Here is a 16,858-nt window from a genome sequence, read left to right on the forward strand (position 1 = left end):
CCGCGGACGGTAGCGTGGCATCCGTGAGCGATCTGTACAGCGAGGCCGGGGTCGACGTCGAGGCGGGCGACCGCGCCGTCGAGCTGATGAAGGCGGCGGTCGGCCGGACCCAGGGCCTGCAGGTGCTGGGCGGCGTCGGCGGGTTCGCCGGGCTCTGGGACGCCTCGGACCTGCTCACCTACTCCCGGCCGCTCCTGGCGACCTCGACCGACGGCGTCGGCACCAAGGTCGCCATCGCGCAGCGCCTGGACAAGCACGACACGATCGGCATCGACCTCGTCGGCATGGTCGTCGACGACATCGTGGTCTGCGGCGCCCGCCCCCTCTTCATGACCGACTACATCGCGTGCGGCCGCGTCGTGCCCGAGCGCATCGCCGCGATCGTCAGCGGGATCGCCCGCGGCTGCGAGGAGACCGGGACGGCCCTCGTCGGCGGCGAGACCGCCGAGCACCCGGGCCTGCTCGACGTCGAGGAGTACGACGTCGCGGGCGCCGCGACCGGCGTGGTCGAGGCCTCCCGCGTCCTCGGACCGGACCGCGTGCGCGACGGCGACGTCCTCGTCGCGATGGCGTCCTCCGGCATCCACGCGAACGGCTACTCCCTCGTCCGCCACGTCCTCGCGACGACGGGCTGGGGCCTCGAGCGCCGCGTGGACGAGCTCGGGCGCACGCTGGGCGAGGAGCTGCTCGAACCGACCCGGCTCTACACGCGGGCGTGCCTCGACCTGGCCGAGGTCGTCGAGGTGCACGCGTTCACGCACGTGACCGGCGGCGGTCTCGCCGCGAACCTCGCGCGCGTCCTTCCGCCGGGGCTGGTCGCCGACGTCGAGCGGGCGTCGTGGGTCGTCCCGCCGGTCTTCTCGCTGCTCGCGAGCGGCGCCGGGGCCGAGGTGGTCGACCTCGAGGGCACGCTCAACCTGGGCGTCGGGATGGTCGCGATCGTGCCGCCGGAGGCGTACGAGGCCGCCGTGGCGATCCTGGGGGCCGCCGGCATCGGGGCGTGGGAGCTCGGCCGGGTGCGCGTCGAGGTGCCCGACGACGTGACGCACCACCAGCTCGTCACCGGCACGAAGGGCGTGCGCGGCGGAGCCGTCGTGATGCAGGGGAGCTACCGCGCGAGCTGAGGCTCGGCGGTCGGCGGGCCGGCCCGGAAGCGGGCGGCCCGGAGGGGTGACGAGGAGCTAGTCCTCGTCCTCGTCCCACTCCACGGTGTCGGCGTAGGGGTCCTCGTCGTACACGGGGTCGTCGACGACGCCGGTGCCGACGCCGGAGTGCCCGAGCTCGCGCTCCAAAGCCTTGTAGTCGGTCGGCGGCGTGTAGTACTTAAGCTGCCGCGCAACCTTCGTCTGCTTTGCCTTCTGACGGCCGCGTCCCATGGACTCGACCCCCTCCACTCGGGTGCCAACGCGACATCGTGTGGCCGTAGTCGCGCCGGGGAACTGTTCGGTGTGCCGCGTACCAGGTTACATGGCGATTCGCTGACCTGGCGATTCGTCTCAGCGGCGGCGGCCCGCGAGGACGGCGGCCACGACGACGCCGGCGACGGCGGCCGCGGCGCCGGCGAGGATCGCGAGGGCGCGCGGCTGACCGGCCTTGACGTCGTCCGCGAACTCCGTCGCGAGCTCGCGGGCCGCGACGGCCTTCTCCTCCGCGACGTCCTGGACCAGCGCGACGGTCTCGGCTGCCGCCTCCTTCGTCCGGGCGACGGCCTCCTTGGCCTGCGTGCGCGGGTCGATCCGGACGGCGAGCTCGTCGACCGTGCGGCTCAGGTCCTCGCGGGTGCGGGCGAGCTCGGCCTCGATCTCGGCGATCGAGCGACGAGGCGCCTTCTCCTCGGCCGGCTCGTCGGCGCTACTCGGCGGTGTCGTGCTCATGGCTGAGGCCCTCCTTGACGATGGCGATGTCCTGCTTGAGGCCCTGGGCGAGCTCCGGCTTGACCTCGCCCGCGGCGTCGATCTGCTTCTTCGCGACGAACGCGAGCGCCCCGGCGATGCCGAACAGCACGACGGCGACGATGAGCGCGGCCAGCCAGGGCGCCAGGACCTCGGCCAGCGCGAGCACGAGGCACGCGATGATCGTCCCGAACCCGAAGAACGCCAGCAGCGCGGCCCCGGCGAGCAGGCCGCCCGCGATGCCGAACTTCTGGCCCTTCTCCATGAGCTGGGCCTTGAAGAGGTCGATCTCACCCCGGACGAGGGCGCTCATCTGCTGGGTCAGGCTGGACACGAGCTCGCCGAGCGTGGGCTGCAGCGGATTCTGTGACATCGGTCGATCCTCCCGTTTGCTGTCACCAGTTTTCCACGAACTCGGTGGGAGAGTTGGCGCATGACGACTCGGGGTCCCCTGCTGCTGCTCGACGCGGCGTCGCTGTACTACCGCGCCTTCTTCGGCGACCGGGGGAAGATCCTCGCTCCGGACGGCTCCCCGGTGGGTGCCGTGCGCGGGTTCCTCGACATGATCGCCTACCTGGTCCGGGAGCGCCGGCCCTCCGGTCTGGTCGCCTGCTGGGACGACGACTGGCGCCCGGAGTTCCGCGTTGCCGCCCTTCCGTCGTACAAGGCGCACCGCGTGGCCGCCGACGGCGGCGAGGACGCGCCCCCCGAGCTCGGACCGCAGGTCGACCTCATCGTCGAGGTGCTCGCTGCGCTGGGGATCGCGCGCGTCGGCGCCGCGGGCTGCGAGGCCGACGACGTCATCGGGACGCTCACCACCCGGGCGCTCGCGGCCGACGCGACGACGACGGTCGAGATCGCCACGGGCGACCGCGACCTGTTCCAGCTCGTCTCGCCGCGCGTGCGCGTGCTCTATACGGCGCGCGGCGTGCGCAACCTCGACGTGATCGACGAGCCGCGGCTCGCCGAGCGGTACGGCGTGGCCTCCGGTGACGCCTACGCCGACCTCGCCGTGCTGCGCGGCGACGCGTCGGACGGGCTGCCGGGCGTCGCGGGCATCGGGGAGAAGACGGGCGCCGGGCTGCTCGGCCGGTTCGGGACGCTGGCGGGGGTCGTGGCGGCCGCCGACGACCCCGGCTCCGACCTCTCCGCCGGCCAGCGCGCGAAGCTGCTGGCGGGCGCGGAGTACCTGGCCGTTGCCCCCGGCGTGGTCCGGGTGCTGCGCGACGCCGACCTCCCGGAGGCCGACCCGGAGCTGCCCGGCGAGCCGCGCGACGCCGCCGCGCTCGCCGCCCTCTCCTCGCGCTGGGGGCTCGGGTCGAGCGTCACCCGCCTGCGGGCCGCCCTGACCGCCGGCTGACGCCGGCGAAGGGTAGCGTTGCGGCGTGCTCAGAACAGGTCGCGGCTCGGCTCACGCCAAGGTGATCCTGTTCGGCGAGCACGCCGTCGTCCACGGGGCTCCCGCCGTCGCGCTGCCGATCGACGGGCTCGGCGTCTGCGCCACCGCGCGCCTCCTCGACGACGTCGACGACGTCGAGGGCTCCGCCGCTCCCGCCGCGTCCGACGTCGAGCGCCGGCCCGGCGAGAGCACGATCGTCACCGACGTCTACTCCGGCCCGCTCGACGGGGCGCCCGAGCTGCTCGAGTCCCCGCGCGCCGTCATCCTCGCCTGCCTGGAGGAGTTCGGTCTCTCGGGGTCCGGCGTCGAGGTGACCGTGACCGGCGAGGTCCCGCACGCGCGCGGGCTCGGCTCCTCCGCGGCCGTTGCCGGGGCGATCGTGCGCGCGCTCGCCGACCTCGCCGGGGCCGAGCTGAGCCAGGAGCTCTACCTCGACCTCGTCGGCGTCGGCGAGAAGGTCGCCCACGGCGCGCCCAGCGGTCTCGACGCCCACGCCACCGCCGCCGCTGAGCCGATCATCTTCGAGGCCGGCGTCGCGCGGGTGCTCCCGCACCGCACGCGTGCCGTCATCGTCGTCGCCGACTCCGGCGTCGCGGGCCGGACGCGACGCGCCGTCGCGAGCGTCACCTCGTTCCTCGAGCGCCACCCGCTGCGCGGCCCCGCCCTCATGGCCGGCCTCGGCGCGCTCGCCCAGCAGGGCGCGCTCGACCTGGCGCAGGGGCGCCCCGAGCAGCTCGGCGCCAAGATGGCCGAGGCGCAGGGCATGCTCCGCGAGCTCGGGGTCTCCTCGCCCGAGCTCGACCGGATCGTCGACGCGGCGGTCGGCGCCGGCGCCTACGGGGCCAAGCTGACCGGCGGGGGCCAGGGCGGCTGCGTCATCGCGCTCGCCGCTGACGACGAGGCCGCGCGCCGCGTCGCGACCGCCATGCGTCTCGCCGGCGCCGTCGCGACGTGGCAGCACCGTCTCGAGGGGTCGTCGTCGTGACCGCCGTCTCGGCCGTCGCGCACGCCAACATCGCGCTGGTCAAGTACTGGGGCAAGCGGGACGGCGCGCTCATGCTGCCCGCGACGTCCTCCGTCTCGCTGACGCTCGACGCCTTCCGGACGACGACGACGGTGACGCTCCTGCCCGAGGGCGCCCCGGACGAGGTGGAGCTCGACGGCGTCCGGCTGGAGGGCGCCCCGCGCACCAAGGTGGTCCGCTTCCTCGACCTCGTGCGCTCCCAGGTCCCGCCGGAGCTGGCCGGCCGGGGCGCCGGCGTCGTCTCCCGCAACGACGTGCCGACGGGGGCCGGGTTGGCCAGCAGCGCGTCGGCGTTCGCGGCGCTCGCGGGTGCGGCGGCCGGCGCCTACGGGCTCGACCTGGACCGGCGCGGGCTCTCCCGGCTGGCCCGCCGCGGCTCGGGGTCGGCCTCCCGGTCGGTGTTCGGCGGGTTCGTGCGGTGGAACGCCGGCGACCTCGACGACCCGGTCCGCGGCGACGAGACCTCCTACGCCGAGCCCCTGCCGACGGCACCGGACCTCGACGTCGCGATGGCCGTCGTCGTCCTCGATGCCGGGCCGAAGGCGATCGGGAGCCGCGAGGCGATGGCCAGCACCGTCGCGACCTCGCCGTACTTCCCCGCGTGGGTCGAGCACACGGAGCTGGACGCCGCCGCGGCCACGGCCGCGATCGCGGCCGGCGACCTCACGGTGCTGGGCGAGATCGCCGAGGCCAGCGCCATGCGGATGCACGCGACGATGCTCGCCGCCTACCCCGCCGTCCGCTACCTCGCCCCGGCCTCGCTCGAGGTGCTCGACGCGGTCGCCGCGCTCCGGGCGGACGGCGTCGGCGCGTGGGCGACCATGGACGCCGGGCCCAACGTCAAGGTGCTGTGCGCGGCCCGCGACCTCGAGCTGGTCGGCGAGGCGCTCGCGCTCGCCCCGGACGGCGCGCGGCGGCGCGTCCTGCTCGCCCGTCCCGGACCGGGGCTGCGCACGGAGACGCTGCCGTGACGTCGGCGGTACCGGCTGCGGCGCCGGACGCCGTCCGGGGATCGCGTCGCGTCGTCGCGACCGCGCCGGGGAAGCTGTTCGTCGCGGGGGAGTACGCCGTGGTCGAGTCGGGGTACCCGGCCGTGCTCGTCGGCGTCGAGCGCCGGGTCACCCTCGTGCTGGACGAGGCGCCGACGCAGCGTCCGGTCGAGCAGGGCCGCTACGTCGGCGCGGTGCGTGCGGTCGTCGAGGCGCTCGCCGCCGCGCGGGGCCGCACGGCGGCGCCCTACGCCATGACGACGTCCTCGGCGCTCAAGGACGCCGCGACCGCCGACCATCCCGCGCGCAAGTACGGCCTCGGCTCCTCCGGGGCGGTCACCGTCGCGGCCGTCCGCGCGCTCGACGCCTGGTACGGCCTTGGGCTCACCGCGGCCGAGCGGCTGCGGGCCGCGATCCTCGCCACCCTCCGCGTCAACCCGCGCGCCTCGGGCGGCGACGTCGCGGCCTCGCTCCTCGGCGGCTGGGTCGCCTACTCCTCGCCCGACCGCGGCTGGGTCGCCGCGCGGGACGCGGGACCCGACGCGGGACCCGGCGAGGCGCGCGCCCCGGACCGCGTCGCCGCGCTGGTCGCTGACGACTGGCCGGGGCTCGCCGCGACGGCGCTGCCCGTCCCGGCTGCGTTCGGCCTGCGGATCGGCTGGACCGGCGACCCCGCGTCGACCACCGACCTCGTCGCCGCCGTGCGCGCCGCCGGGGTCCCGGCGGAGTTCCTCGCCGGGTCGCGCGCGGTCGTGGCGGACCTGCGCGGCGCGATCGACGCCGACGACGCGGACCGCGCGCGCGACGCCGTCCGGCGCGCCCGGGGGCTCCTGCGCGGGCTCGGCGAGCTGGTCGGCGTCGCGATCGAGACGCCGGAGCTGGCCGCCCTGATCGAGGTGGCCGAACGGCACGGGTACGCGGCCAAGGGGTCGGGCGCCGGCGGCGGGGACTGCGGGATCGCGGTCGGCGGGCCGGCCGAGGACCCCGATCTCGCGACCGGGTGGGCCGCCGTCGGCGTCGTGCCCCTGGCGCTGCGGATCGCGGCGCCGGCGACCGTGAGTGAGGAGACGTCATGACCAGCCCGACCGCCCGGCGCAAGGACGACCACCTGCGCCTCGCGCTCGCCCAGCACGACGGGACGAGCGTCCGGGACACCGACCACGTGCGGTTCGTGCACCACGCGCTCGCCGGGGGCGCGGCGTCGGACGTGTCGCTGGCGTCGCCGGCGCTGGGCTGGCCGGTGCCGCTCTACGTGACGGGGATGACCGGCGGCAGCGCGCGGACCGCCGAGGTCAACCGCGGCCTCGGCATCGTGGCGCGCGAGACCGGCGTCCCGGTGGCGGTCGGCTCGATGGGCATCGTGCTGCGCGAGCCCGCGACGCTGCCGACGTTCACCGTGCTGCGCGAGGAGAACCCCGACGGGTTCGTGCTCGCCAACACGAACGCCAACGTCTCGGGCGCGGACGCGGCGCGGCTGGTCGAGGCGCTCGGGGCCGACGCGCTCCAGGTGCACGTCAACGCCCCGCAGGAGATCGCGATGCCGGAGGGCGATCGCGCCTTCGGGCACTGGGCGGAGGCGATCGCCGAGATCGTCGACGCGGTCGAGGTGCCGGTCGTCGTCAAGGAGGTCGGAGCGGGGCTCTCCCGCGGGAGCGTCGCGGCGCTGCGCGACCTCGGCGTCGCCGCGGTGGACGTGGCCGGCCGCGGCGGGACGGACTTCGGCGCGATCGAGTCGGCCCGGCGGCCGGCGGGGGAGCGGGGCTACCTGGCGGGCTGGGGCCAGTCGGCGGTCACGTGCCTGCTGGAGTCCTCCGACCTGCCCGGCGTCGGCGCGGCGCGGGGCGGCATCGGGCTGCTCGCGTCCGGCGGGGTGCGGCACGCGCTCGACGTCGTCACGCTGCTCGCGCTCGGGGCCGACGCCGTCGGGGTGGCCGGGACGTTCCTGCGGGTGCTGGTCGAGGAGGGCGTCGACGCGCTGGTGGCGCTCGTGCGGACCTGGCTCGAGGAGGTCGCGGACCTCATGGCGCTGCTCGGGGCGCAGACGGTCGCGGACCTGCGCGCGACGGACGTGCTGCTCACCGGGCCGGTGCGCGAGGTTGCCGAGCTGCGCGGCATCGACGCGGCCGCCTACGCGCGCCGCAGCCCCTGGTCCCAGGTCTGAGCCTCGCTCGGGCGGTCGGCGGCCGGTTCGCGTCCGGCCGAGGGTGTCCGCTCTCCGCGGATCCGCGTCCAGCCCTATCCCGCGTAGCCAGCGGGGCATCCCGCTGACCTGCGGCTTCGTCCGCGAGCGAGCGCGCCGAGGTGGTGTGGCCGTGGTCCGTCCGCGGAGAGCGGACGGCCCGGTCGTCCACAGGCGCTGGGTGCTCGCTTGCGGGAGGCGATACGACATTGTTTGACTATGTTCGTGAACCAACGTCAGGCGCTCGCGCGGGTGAGGCGGCTGGGCGGCGCGGCGCGGTACCGGGAGATCGGCGCCGAGCGGCACGTCCTGGCGCGCCTCGTCGGGAGGGGTGAGCTCGTCCGCATCGGCCGCGGCTGCTACGCGGTCCCGGGAGCCTCCGCGGCGATCACGCGTGCCGTCCTCCTCAACGCCGTGCTGTGCTGCGTCTCGGCGCTGCGCCACCACGGCGTCGACGTGCCGGGCGACGAGTCGGTGGTGCACTGCTGCGTGCCGAGCCGCCGCGGCGGCCACCCCCATCGCCCCGGCACCCGGCTGCACTACGGCGAGGTCGAGCGCGACGGCGACGTTCCGGTCGCCACGGTCCTGGATGCCCTGGTGGCGGCAGTCCGGTGCCTGGCCTACGACGACGTCGTGGCGTTGTTCGACCTCACCTGCGACCGCCCCGGAGCGCCGACGCTCGAGGAGGTGCTCGACCGGGTGGCCGGACGCTCGCGAGGCATGGCCGTGGCCCTGCGCGTGGACGTCGACACCCGCGCGAGGAGCCGGGTCGAGACCGTCATCAGGCTGGCGCTGCGTCGGGCCGGGCTGCGCGTCGCGGCCGGGGTTCGGATCCCCGGCGTCGGCGAGGTCGACCTGCTCGTCGAGGGGCGGATCGTCGTCGAGCTGGACGGGTTCGCCTATCACGGGGACCGGGCGGCCTATCGCGGCGACCGACGGCGGGACCGGGCGCTGCTGCGGCTCGGCCTCGTTCCGATCCGGTTCGCCTGGGAGGACTGCACGCCCGAGATCGTCGTCGAGGCGGTTCGGGACGTGCTCGACGTGGTGCGCGAGGGGGCGCTGCCACCGCACGGCAGCACCCCGGCGTGGGTGGCCGATCAGGTCGAGTGGGCGCGCGCCCAGGCCATGCGCCCGAGCGGGCGGGCGACCGGGACGCCCCCGCGCCGACGGGCTCGCGCGCGGGAGGGATGAGCCCCGTCCGCTCTCCGCGGATCTGCGCATCGGCCACCCAGCGGTGCGACGGGCTGGAGCGCGCTGACCCGCGGTGATGCGCCGGTGACGCGGGTGGCGCCCCGTCCGATCCGCGGAGAGCGGACGGGTGAGGGCGAGCCCGGCTAGACCGTGGCGCGGATGCGGCCGACGGGCTCCCCGCCGCCGAGGACGGCGAGGTCGAGGCGGGCCTCGGTGCGGTCGGCGTCCGCGCGCCCGATCGCGCCGGCGGCGGCGAGCAGCTCCAGGCCGACGAGGGAGGTGGCGCGGGGCGAGCCGTCGAGCACCTTGAGCGCCACGACGTGCCCGTTCGGGACGGCCAGCACGAGCACGCCCTCGGCGCCGCCCTTCGCGAACACCCCGAGCTCCTCGGCGACGATCGTGTTCTCCTGGCCGGGCCCGTGGATCGTCCACGGGTGCGCCAGCACCTCGTGCACGACCGCCGCGACGGCGCGATGCTCCGCCGCGTGCTCGAGCTCCGCCTCGTCCGCCGCCGTCTCGGACGTCGCCCACCGCACCGCGCGGGCCAGCCCGAGCAGCGACACGGCGAACAGCGGCGCCCCGCACCCGTCCACCCCGACGGCGGCGATCGGCTCGCCGGCGACGTCGCCGAGCAGGTCGGCGATGGCGAGCTGGAGCTGGTGCCCCGGGTCGAGGTAGCCGGCCGTCGGCCAGCCGCGCGCGACGCACGCGCGCAGCATGGCCGCGTGCTTGCCGGAGCAGTTCATGTGGATCCGGTCGGGCTCGTGGCCGGCGACGACGAACGCGCGCCGGGCCGCCGCATCTCCCGGAACGGCGGGCGGACAGCCGAGGTCGGCCGAGCTCAGGCCGCCGCCGGCGAGCATCCCCTCGACGACCGCGACGTGCGCGTCCGTCCCCGAGTGCGACGCGGTGGCGAGGCCGAGCTCGCGCCCGGTCAGGGTCTCGGCCAGCGCGACCGAGACCGCCGCCTGGATCGGCTTGAGGCTGGAGCGCGGGAAGACGGGGGCGTCGACGTTGCCGAGCGCCCGCTCGACCGACCCGTCCGGACCGAGGACCACCGCGGCCCCGAGGTGTCGCGACTCGATGAAACCGGAGCGTTCGACGACGGCCAGCTCGACCACGTCGGAGGGCAGGAGGGTCACCGGGACAGGGTAGTCGCGTCCTGCCGGCACCAGCGGGTGAACCGCGCCGCGACGTCCGCCAGCCCCGTCCCGACGCGGGGTCCGGGCGGGGTGAGGTCGGGCGCCACGGGAGCGTGGACGAACGCGGCCCGCCCGTCGGCCGCGAGGCCGGTCAGCAGCTCGGCCAGGTCCTCGGGCGTGCGTGCGACGTGCCCGGGGACGCCGGCGGCGCCGGCCAGCGCGACGAGGTCGACGCGGCCGCCCGGGCTCGGCTGGCCCCCGGTCGAGGCGTAGACCCCGTCGTCCAGCACGACGTGCAGGACCGGCAGGTCGGGCTCGGCCCCGAGCGTGAGCAGACCGGCGGGGTTCATCAGCAGGCTGCCGTCGCCGTCGAGCACCAGCGTCGTGCGCCGGCTGCCGCGCGCGATCCCGATGCCGACCGGCAGCGCCAGGCCCATCGACCCGGTGAGCGGCAGGTGGTTCGGCCGGTCGGTCGCGAGCCGCGCGGTGAACCCCGTGGTGAAGACGGTCGGGGCGTCGGGCAGGGCGGCGACGGCGGCCGCGACCGCGTCGACCTTGCGCATCACGGCCGCCACCCGAACAGCCCCGGCGGGACGAGCAGCGCGTAGGGCCGGCGCTCCTCGCGGACGGCGACGGCGGCGCGGGCGACGTGCCCGGGGAGGTCGGTCGCGTCGAGGGTCGCGTGGGCGATCCCGAGCCCGTCGAGGACCGGCGCGGTGAGCCGCCCCATGGCGAGGTTCTCCTCGGTGGTGTCGGCGTCGGTGCCGCGCTGGCTCACGACGAGCAGGACGGGGATGCGGTAGGGCGCGACGAGCGACGCCAGCGCGTTGACGGCGAGCCCCAGCCCGGAGTTCTGCATGAGGACCGTCGCGCTGCCGCCGGCCAGCCCGATCCCGGCGGCGATGCCGACCGCGTTGTCCTCGCGGGAGACGGTGCGGTAGTCCTCCCGCGCCGCCAGCAGCTCGAGCAGGGGCGCGAGGATGCCGTCCGGGGTGGCGAGGTAGGGGCCGAGCCGGTGGGCGCGCAGGGACTCCCAGGTCGCGGTGGCCACGCGGGTGCCCGGCGGGGCGTCGGCGGCGTCCGCGGCGGATACGACGGTCATGGATCTATCGTGCCGCCTCGGCGCGGCGCGCGTGACGCGTCGACGCGTCGAGGCGCCGTGCGCCCTGTCGTGGCCGGTCGGCCGGCGCCGCGCGATCGGACGACGCTCGCCCCGACGTGGTCGGGGGGCGACGCGCGCCGTCGGCGGGTGCGCGTGCCGGGGCGCCCCACTGAGATGGGGACTGGGGCGCCCCGACGTCCGGTTCACCCGGAGTGCCACCCGTCACCGGCTCGTGTCGCGGGGGGTGCGAACAGAAGCAGCCGACGTGCCGGGTGATGGGAGGCGAGGGGGGCCGCCTCCATATTCATCGTAAGCGCGGCTCATGTGCTGCCTGCGAAGATTTGGTGAGCGGGTCGGTCGAAAAACGGGCCGAATTTCTCGGATAGTGTTGCGAGTCACACGAACGGTTGATTCTCGGGTTGAAATCCAAGGGATCGCTCAGGTTGTCGGGTCGGCCGGTTGAAAAACGGGTGGAAATATCTCCGTGTGCCCACCAGCAGCCAGGACGCACGGGTAGCGTCATTTCGGTGCCCGCTCGAGGATCCGTCGTGCCGGGCTTTTGCGAACGTGTTGCGAATGACGCGACAATGCGAAGCAGGGGAAGGTCACGGGCGTGGCGACGAATAGGTCTCGAAGGGCCGGGGTCGACTCCCGTCGGCCCCGGCGCTGGGTGCTGCTGATCGCGGCCGGTGGATTCCTCGCGGGCAGTGGGCTTTTCGCCCTTCCCGCCGTCGCGGAAACACACGGTTCCGACGTCGGCGGCCCGGTCCTCCCGGCCGAGGACGCGTCGCCGACCGCTGACGCCGCATCGACTCCCACCGTCGAGACCCCGGGGGAGCAGACGGGACCGTCCGCCTGCCCGGCCGAGGCGCCGACCCTGCCGTCGCTGGAGCTCTCGCGAGCATCGTCGGCCGCCCGCACCGGTCAGTGCCTCGCCCAGGTGCCGCTCGACAAGCACTTCGGACCGACGCCGACGACGCCGTACGTCGGCGACTACATCGGCGCCCAGCGCTCGGCGAACATCGTCCTCGACCCGTCGAAGCTCTACGCGAGCACGCTCACGAGCTACAGCACGACACCGGTCGCCGAGGTCGACGTCACGAACGTCCCCGGCTTCTTCACCGGCGGCGTCCCCGGGATCACGGGGCTGACCGGGTCCGGGAGCTGGGGCGGCGGCGCCGAGATGCTCTCCACGATGGCGATGGACGGCGGCGGTCACCAGGGCGAGCGCACGGGCCGGAGCTACTTCTGGGACTGGGGGTACGACCCGATCGCGGCCGACCAGGTCAGCATCCCGCGGCCGACCGACCCGACGTCGGCCAGCGTCGCGATCTCGATCTCGGTCGTCCTGAACAACTCGGACCGGGCGCTGACGACCAACACCAAGCCCGAGAGAATCCTGTTCGTCCCGCTCCCGACGTCGGCGGCCTACCGGTACTGGTCGGGGGGCGAGGTCGACCAGCAGACCGGTCGCCTGTACCTCTCCGGCGGTGAGGACTCGACGATCGGCGGGACGTTCCGGCTGATGATCTTCGACCCGGTCACGGGCGACTACGCGGAGTCCGGGGTGCTGCAGCCGAAGACCGCCGCCGACCAGGCGCGGTTCGGCGGCACGATGCCCGCCTCCGACATGGCGATCGACGGCGAGGGCAGCTTCTACATCGTCTCGGACGGGTACAGCACGCCCAACCCAGGCACGGGGGCGAACCAGACGACGAAGTGGCTCGTCAAGGTCGAGCCGCGGACCGGCGGGGGCTGGGTCTACTCCGGTGTGACACCGCTGTGGGTCAGGGCCGGGACGAGCACGTACACGCCCGTCTACGGTGCCGACATCTGGGGCATGGCGTTCTGGGGCGGCAAGCTCTACCTCGGCGGCGCCTGGGGCGACCTGTTCAGCATGACGGAGGTCGACCCGATGACCGGGTGGACCCGGCGGCTGCCCGGCTCGGCCACCAGCCACATCTTCGACCTCGCCTCGGCCGAGTCGGTCGCGGTCCTCAACGGGACGATCTTCCAGGACGTCGATCGCAACGGCGTCCGGGACGCGGGGGACGTCGGCGTCGCCGACCAGCTCGTCCAGGTGTACGACGCCTCGGGGACGGTCCGCGGCGAGCAGCGGACGAACGCCAGCGGCGAGTACTCGTTCCTCATGCCGACGCCCTCCGGGACCACGAGCTACACGGTGCGCGTCGTCCAGCCGCAGCTGAGCGTCGGCGGCGCGAAGGTGAACGCGGCGCAGACCGGCGTCGTCGGCTCCTCGCTGTGCGGGCAGAACACGGTCCAGCCGCAGAGCTACGGCGTCGACGTGGCCGAGGGCACCGCGCCGACGCGCCTCGCCTCCGGCTCCTACGTCGACCAGCCGCGTCAGGTCCTCGGCGCGACCGACGGCTCGCAGACGCTCTCGCCGTCGCAGATGCCGATGTCGGCGCGCTACGACGTCGTGACGGCGCAGGACGTCACGACGATCGACGTCGGCATCAGCGCGGCCGGGTCGTGGGGCGACGCCGGGAACTCGGCCACGACGTTCAACACGCAGGCGGCGCAGAACGGTCCCCGGCACGTCCAGGTGGGCAACGCGGGGGACGAGCCGCCCGTCCGGCTCGGCTCCCAGATGGGCTGGTACACCGATGGTCGGACGGACAACGGGCACGCGGCGACGGACGACGGCGTGACCGTCGTGCGCGGGTCGGAGCGGCTGCCGGTCGAGAGCTGGATCTTCGCGCTCGGCAACAGCTACACGTTCGACGCGGCGGTCCAGGGTGACCGCGCCGCGCTCGCGACGGTGCGGGCCTGGCTCTCGAACCGCAACGCCAACACCTTCCCGACGACGACCTCGGCGTCGCGCTCGGGTCCCGGCCAGCTCACCGTCGCCGTCCCGGCGACCCCGGCGGTCACGCTGAACGACGCCTTCCTGCGGGTCGGCGCGACCAGCACGAGCAACGCGATCGGCGGCGCCTCCTACAACGACGCCCCGACCGCGGCCGGACCCTACGCCCCGGCCTGGGGGTCGGCGGCGTCGCGGACCAGCGACTGGGTCGTCGACGGCGAGGTCGAGGACTACCGCGTGCGGCTGGCGAGCGCCGTGCTGCACGTCCAGGTCGAGGGCGCGCCCGGGGCCTACTCGTTCACCGGCATCAGCAACGTGAGCAGCGTCGCGCCCAGCGCGACGGCCTCCAGCGGGACGGTGGCCGCCGACGGCGCCGCGGTCACCTTCAGCTCGCACGCGATCACGTCGACGGCCAGCGCCACCGGTCTGACGTTCTCGGCACCCGCCGGCGTCGAGGTGCGCGGAGCGATCGACCTGCTCGACCTCGGCGGAGCGGTCGTCGGCTCGGCGACCTACGACACCGCCACGGGCCGGATCACCGTCCCGAGCTCGCTGTGGTCGCTGCGCAACGACCTCACGCTCCGGGTCCGGACCGAGTACCCGATCACGCTCGAGGCCACCAAGGAGCTCGGCGCGATCGCCAACGGCACGACCTCCCCGACGACGCCGTCGAGCGCGTGGGAGATCACGGCCGTCGACCCGGACGGCACCGCGACCGTCATCAGCGGGAGCCCCCAGCGGATCGAGCGCGGCGTGGTCTACACGATCGAGGAGCGTCTGGTGGCCGGAGCGCCGGCGGACGCCGGCACCTACGTGCCGACCGACCTGGTCTGTGCCGACGGCGACGGCGGTGAGCTCTCGGCCGGCGTCTTCGACCCGGTGGCCGGCACGATCACGCCGGACCCGGCGACGCGCGCGATCTCGTGCGTGCTCACCAACACAGCCGCCGAGGTCACGATCGTCCCCGTGCTGGCCGGCTCCGCCTCGCCGGGGACCGGCTGGGGCCTCGATCTCGCGGCGGACGCCGGCTCGGAGCACGACGTCAGCCTGACCGACGCCTCGGCGACGCTCCGCGCGCGGCCGGGCACCTTCGCCGCCACGGCGAGCGTCCCCGCGGGGACGTCGCTCGTCGGCGTTGAGCGGCTCGACCTGAGCGATCCGACGTGCGCCGCGTTCGCGACCGCACCGCTGACGGCGACCGCGGACTGCTGGACGACCCTCACCGCCGCGCAGCTCGCGGCGCTCGTGGTGACCCCGGGGGAGCACGAGGTGTTCCGGGTCGTCGCCGCGGCGCCGGCCGAGATGCCCAGCCTGCCGCTCACCGGCGGGCTCGGCTCGTGGGTGTTCGTCGCCGTCGGCGGCGTCGGGCTCGCCGCGGCCGCCGGGCTCCTCCTCGCGCGGCGCTCACCCCGACGCCGGGGCACCCCGGCGTCGTCCTGACCGGCGTCGTCCCAACCGATCGCACCAGCTTCACCAGAGAAAGAAGAGGAACAGCATGACCACCACGAGCAGGATCGCCGCCATCACGGGCGTATCCGCGCTCCTGAGCATCGCCGCAGTCGGCGTTGCACTCCCGGCCTTCGCGGCGCCGGGCAGCGGGGGCACGGGCACGATCACCGTCCACAAGTTCGAGCAGCCGCTCAGCGGCGACCTGGGGGAGGCGGACGGCTCCGAGCTGACCGTTCCGTCGGACGCGACCGCGCTGGCCGGTGTCGGCTTCCGGTTCTGCGTCATCGACGACGTCGACCTCTCGGTCGCCTCCGACTGGGACCGGCTCAAGGACATCACCGCGACGGTGGACGCCGGGGGCGACCTCGTCGTGACCGAGGCGCCGGCGACCACGCTGACGACCACGTGCGGGGCCGAGGTCCTCACGGACGCCGACGGCGCCGCGCCGTCCCCGGCTCTGCCCGCCGACCGGGCGTACGTCGTGTACGAGTCGACGCCGCCCGCCGACGCGATCTACACGATGCAGCCGACGCTGGTGACCGTCCCGTTCCCCGGCAACGGGACGGGCGACGCCTGGAACTACCACCCGCACCTCTACCCGAAGAACGTCCTCGCGGGCTCCGGCGCGACCAAGAACGGCACCATCGTCGGGGGCAAGGTGACGTTCGACGTCACCGTGCCGATCAACAACCTCGGTCTCGACGAGACGACGACGCCCCCGTCCCCCAAGAGCTACACGCAGCTCCAGGTCGAGGACCAGCTCAGCGGCGCGCTCACCTACACGGGGGCCTCGGTCGTCCTCCTGGACCCCGACGGCGACGAGGTCGCCATCGCCAGCCCCGGCGACTACACGCTGACCGAGAGCGGCGGTCTGGTGACGCTGACGTTCGCCTCCCCCCAGGGCCTCGCCCTGCTCGACGCCAACGTCGGCGGCTCCGTGGTGCTCACCATCGCCGCTGACGCGTCGGCGACCGGCACGACCGCCAACACGGCGACCATCACGATCAACGGTGTCGGCTCCGACGTCGAGGTCGTGGACCCCGAGAGCTTCTTCTCCGGCGCCCACGTCGTCAAGGAGGCGCAGAACCGGGGTGCGGCGTCGACCGTGCCGCTGGCCGGCGCCGGCTTCACGCTCTTCACCAGGGACGGGCTGACCACGTGCCCGGCCGACGTCGCGGCCGCCGAGGCCGACGCGACGCTCGCGACGGTCGACACGGGCGCCGCGCCGTTCGTGTCGGCGGCCGACGGGAGCACCCCCGAGATCGTCCTGGCCGAGGGCGCCTACTGCGTCTACGAGACGACCGTCCCGGCCGGGTACAAGGGCCAGACGACCGGCTCCCTGCTGACGGTGTCCGGCGAGGGTGCCTCCACGACGCTCGTCAACACGCAGATGGGCGCGGACGAGGGTGACCTTCCGGGGCTCCCGATCACCGGGTCCAACGGCCGGCTCCTGCTGACCATCGGGGGGACCGCGCTCATCCTGACGGCGCTGGGCCTCGTGCTGGCACGGCGTCGCCGGGAGGCGCGTCAGCAGTCCTGACGGCGGTCCGGCCGCGCGCCCGCGCGGCCGGACCGGGCGCCCGGGAGGGTGGGGAGCCAGTGCTCCCCGTCCTCCCGGGCCCCGCTGCACCGGGGCCGCCGACGGCGACCGGGATCGGGCGAGA

At 75.0% G+C, this 16,858-nt stretch carries 15 protein-coding genes; 9 read left to right on the plus strand and 6 right to left on the minus strand.

All coding sequences use genetic code 11. From position 1 onward, the window contains the following. Positions 1 to 14 precede the first annotated feature (14 nt). Positions 15 to 1,124: a phosphoribosylformylglycinamidine cyclo-ligase gene (gene purM / locus EDD28_RS08585; protein WP_123739227.1), complete on the plus strand. Its 1,110-nt coding sequence runs from the start codon at positions 15 to 17 to the stop codon at positions 1,122 to 1,124. A gap of 57 nt (positions 1,125 to 1,181) precedes the next feature. Here purM and EDD28_RS08590 read toward each other — a convergent pair whose 3' ends face one another. From EDD28_RS08590 to EDD28_RS08600, 3 genes are all read right to left on the minus strand, one after another. Then, on the minus strand, positions 1,182 to 1,376 hold the full coding sequence (locus EDD28_RS08590; protein WP_123740017.1) for a DUF3073 domain-containing protein: 195 nt from the start codon (positions 1,374 to 1,376) through the stop codon (positions 1,182 to 1,184). Between the two features lie 120 nt (positions 1,377 to 1,496). Beyond that, positions 1,497 to 1,874, minus strand: coding sequence for a DUF3618 domain-containing protein (locus EDD28_RS17690; protein ID WP_123739228.1), 378 nt, complete (start codon positions 1,872 to 1,874; stop codon positions 1,497 to 1,499). Next, entirely contained in the window at positions 1,852 to 2,265 is a 414-nt protein-coding gene (locus EDD28_RS08600) for a phage holin family protein (protein ID WP_123739229.1), read from the minus strand. Before EDD28_RS08600 ends, EDD28_RS17690 begins: the two co-directional genes overlap by 23 nt. A 60-nt stretch (positions 2,266 to 2,325) precedes the next feature. Here EDD28_RS08600 and EDD28_RS08605 point away from each other — a divergent pair, with 60 nt between their 5' ends. From EDD28_RS08605 to EDD28_RS08630, 6 genes are all read left to right on the plus strand, one after another. Next, positions 2,326 to 3,252 carry a 5'-3' exonuclease gene (locus tag EDD28_RS08605; protein ID WP_123739230.1) on the plus strand — a complete coding sequence of 309 codons (927 nt, stop codon included), beginning with the start codon at positions 2,326 to 2,328 and terminating at the stop codon, positions 3,250 to 3,252. Positions 3,253 to 3,277: 25 nt separating this feature from the next. After that, positions 3,278 to 4,276 (plus strand): mevalonate kinase, encoded by a 999-nt coding sequence (mvk, locus tag EDD28_RS08610; protein WP_123739231.1) that lies wholly within the window; start codon positions 3,278 to 3,280, stop codon positions 4,274 to 4,276. Next, positions 4,273 to 5,286 (plus strand): diphosphomevalonate decarboxylase, encoded by a 1,014-nt coding sequence (gene mvaD / locus EDD28_RS08615; protein ID WP_211339147.1) that lies wholly within the window; start codon positions 4,273 to 4,275, stop codon positions 5,284 to 5,286. Before mvk ends, mvaD begins: the two co-directional genes overlap by 4 nt. Continuing rightward, positions 5,283 to 6,380, plus strand: a complete 1,098-nt coding sequence (locus tag EDD28_RS08620; protein WP_123739233.1) for a phosphomevalonate kinase — start codon at positions 5,283 to 5,285, stop codon at positions 6,378 to 6,380. The genes mvaD and EDD28_RS08620 overlap by 4 nt, the downstream gene beginning before the upstream one ends. Beyond that, on the plus strand, positions 6,377 to 7,465 hold the full coding sequence (gene fni, locus EDD28_RS08625; RefSeq protein WP_123739234.1) for a type 2 isopentenyl-diphosphate Delta-isomerase: 1,089 nt from the start codon (positions 6,377 to 6,379) through the stop codon (positions 7,463 to 7,465). Before EDD28_RS08620 ends, fni begins: the two co-directional genes overlap by 4 nt. Positions 7,466 to 7,708: 243 nt before the next feature. After that, positions 7,709 to 8,674, plus strand: a complete 966-nt coding sequence (locus EDD28_RS08630; RefSeq protein ID WP_148059577.1) for a hypothetical protein — start codon at positions 7,709 to 7,711, stop codon at positions 8,672 to 8,674. Positions 8,675 to 8,817: 143 nt separating this feature from the next. On the opposite strand, the gene EDD28_RS08635 is transcribed toward EDD28_RS08630, so the two are convergent. The 3 genes from EDD28_RS08635 to EDD28_RS08645 are packed head-to-tail and all read right to left on the minus strand — an operon-like array spanning position 8,818 to position 10,918. Continuing rightward, on the minus strand, positions 8,818 to 9,816 hold the full coding sequence (locus EDD28_RS08635; RefSeq protein ID WP_211339148.1) for an asparaginase: 999 nt from the start codon (positions 9,814 to 9,816) through the stop codon (positions 8,818 to 8,820). After that, positions 9,813 to 10,379: a thiamine pyrophosphate-dependent enzyme gene (locus EDD28_RS08640; protein ID WP_148059578.1), complete on the minus strand. Its 567-nt coding sequence runs from the start codon at positions 10,377 to 10,379 to the stop codon at positions 9,813 to 9,815. Before EDD28_RS08640 ends, EDD28_RS08635 begins: the two co-directional genes overlap by 4 nt. Further along, a complete protein-coding gene (locus EDD28_RS08645) occupies positions 10,379 to 10,918 on the minus strand; it encodes a thiamine pyrophosphate-binding protein (RefSeq protein WP_123739238.1) in 540 nt (179 codons plus the stop codon). Before EDD28_RS08645 ends, EDD28_RS08640 begins: the two co-directional genes overlap by 1 nt. A 613-nt stretch (positions 10,919 to 11,531) precedes the next feature. Here EDD28_RS08645 and EDD28_RS08650 point away from each other — a divergent pair. Together EDD28_RS08650 and EDD28_RS08655 are read left to right on the plus strand one after the other, a co-directional pair. Further along, complete coding sequence (locus tag EDD28_RS08650; RefSeq protein WP_148059579.1) at positions 11,532 to 15,185, plus strand: SdrD B-like domain-containing protein; 3,654 nt, start codon at positions 11,532 to 11,534, stop codon at positions 15,183 to 15,185. Positions 15,186 to 15,240: 55 nt separating this feature from the next. Continuing rightward, positions 15,241 to 16,734 (plus strand): SpaH/EbpB family LPXTG-anchored major pilin, encoded by a 1,494-nt coding sequence (locus tag EDD28_RS08655; protein WP_123739240.1) that lies wholly within the window; start codon positions 15,241 to 15,243, stop codon positions 16,732 to 16,734. Positions 16,735 to 16,858: the final 124 nt, after the last annotated feature.

The sequence above is a fragment of the Salana multivorans genome (genome assembly GCF_003751805.1).
GTDB lineage: Bacteria > Actinomycetota > Actinomycetes > Actinomycetales > Beutenbergiaceae > Salana > Salana multivorans.